The sequence below is a fragment of the Xenorhabdus entomophaga genome (assembly GCF_037996725.1).
GTDB lineage: Bacteria > Pseudomonadota > Gammaproteobacteria > Enterobacterales > Enterobacteriaceae > Xenorhabdus > Xenorhabdus khoisanae.
This window is the reverse complement of record NZ_JBBMXH010000230.1, coordinates 1-1,790: the sequence shown is the minus strand read 5'-3', so window position 1 is coordinate 1,790 and position 1,790 is coordinate 1. Positions and strand designations below refer to the sequence as shown.

3 protein-coding genes are annotated in these 1,790 nt (G+C 42.6%); all 3 read left to right on the top strand.

Features of this window, described 5'->3' with window-relative positions:
* On the top strand, positions 1 to 243 hold a 243-nt coding region (locus AAC854_RS22390; protein WP_340619020.1), incomplete at its 5' end, for a hypothetical protein.
* A 646-nt stretch (positions 244 to 889) separates the two neighbouring features.
* On the top strand, positions 890 to 1,114 hold the full coding sequence (locus AAC854_RS22385; protein ID WP_152911291.1) for a hypothetical protein: 225 nt from the start codon (positions 890 to 892) through the stop codon (positions 1,112 to 1,114).
* A 17-nt stretch (positions 1,115 to 1,131) separates the two neighbouring features.
* Positions 1,132 to 1,401: a helix-turn-helix domain-containing protein gene (locus AAC854_RS22380; protein WP_340619019.1), complete on the top strand. Its 270-nt coding sequence runs from the start codon at positions 1,132 to 1,134 to the stop codon at positions 1,399 to 1,401.
* Positions 1,402 to 1,790 lie beyond the last annotated feature (389 nt).

Below are 1,790 nucleotides of genomic sequence, written 5' to 3'. Positions count from 1 at the left end.
TCGATACCAATAAGGGTGACGTTTTGCATGATGGACTCTCCAGAAAAAATACTCTATAAAGAGTATGGTTCACAAGGTGGGGAAGACCATCTCATTAACTCCCGTAGCCTGCAAGGGAGAGCAAGCATTGCGGTACATCTGCGCACTTTTGGAAGCAGATATCGTCAGACACATAACCCACAGTTGACGATGAAGGTTATCCGGGTCATTGAGCACCGGTTTATCAAACACGTTGAGCAGTAACCCTGCCACGTTTACCAACATCATTTTACCTTGCACGATTTTTACTCGCACTTTGATTTACGCACGATAAACGTCCTGAAAACTTTGCGGCGTCACTTGCGTTGAAGCGAAGCGATTACCAAGTGACGCGGCTAAGCGTCAACGTCCAGAGCACGTCCGGTCTGGCTTTACGACCGATTTGAACCCCGTTTTACTCAGTGTCACCACTTTTCATTGGCATTTTTCTGCCTTAATTCACTTATTTCGTTTGTTTTTCACTCACTGCCTTGTAATAGGCCGATACAGTAAAGAAAGGAGATATCACACGTCACGAATAATGAGGCGTTCATCCTGATTAAATCAGGCACTGAATGGGGAGTACTCCACCGCCGTGCAGAGCACGTAGCGAACTCCTGCAAAAACTCACCGAAATCCTCGCCCTGTATACACATTATCTGACGCACCACGGAATGGTGAACCTAACCGACACGCAGGGAAAATGTTTCGAAATGAGTAAAATGAGTCTGAAAATCACAGGGGAAATACGGATAGCGAAGTGATCACGAACGAGAATAAACAACAAAGATTGATTTAGCCGTCCGTATTCTTCCCTGAGTTTGTGCGCTCTTGAGAGGAGTTATAACCGTTAAACTTAGCCGTTCAGTTATTGAGTAAGCTAAAACAATCAGTTAAAGTATTCCCGCCATTAGCAAAATCTAATGGTCGAGGCGTCGCGGCCTTGAAATCAAGAACACTGGTAGGATGTTTCTACCAGTGCGCCTGTTATCACCCTTTCAATGGTGGTTCAGGTGGGGAAGGCTTCGGCCTTGCTGGTTTCTTGATTCCAGTCCGCGAACCCTGCCTTGAATCACCACCATCAATGATCAATTAATGGAAGGGGTAGCAGGAATGAATAACAACAATGTTCAAAATGACTGGCATCAGGCCGATATCATCGCAGCATTACGTAAACGTGGTACAACCTTAGCGGCTCTCTCCCGTGAGACGGGACTCAGTTCATCAACCCTAGCAAATGCACTCAGCAGACAGTGGCCTAAAGGCGAATGGATCATTGCGAACTATCTTGGTATCCATCCCTCAGAAATTTGGCCTAGCCGTTATTTTGATATGTACGGACGATTAATTGAACGTAAGGTTCGCAGTAAACCACAGGAATAACCCGCTGTAATTTGTGATCTATGTCGTAAAAATGAATATTTTTTATCTTAAGCCCTGAGCGTAAAATGGCAGCCAAATTTGACCATTTTTAACCCTCACGGCTTTTTTGCTTTAAGATGATTGAAAAGCACACAATAAATGATATAACTAAGCTAAATCAGTCAGATAGTAAAGAAGAAGCAAGGAAAAAAATTTGGGGGCATTAAAAGGGGCATAAAAGAATAGCAGGGTTATATATCTTTTATATTCAATAAATTATAATGTTTTTCGATTCCGAGTCCGGCACCAAAATTTTAAGGCTCATTTGTTTTAGTTATCATAGACTTAACAAGTAAGTTAAAATTTATGGCCGTTAAGAAAATGTTAAACAATGGGTATTCTAATTTGCC

Excerpts from the sequence above, each read along its gene's own strand:
- AAC854_RS22380 (WP_340619019.1), top strand. The coding sequence starts at position 1,132 with ATGAATAACAACAATGTTCAAAATGACTGGCATCAGGCCGATATCATC.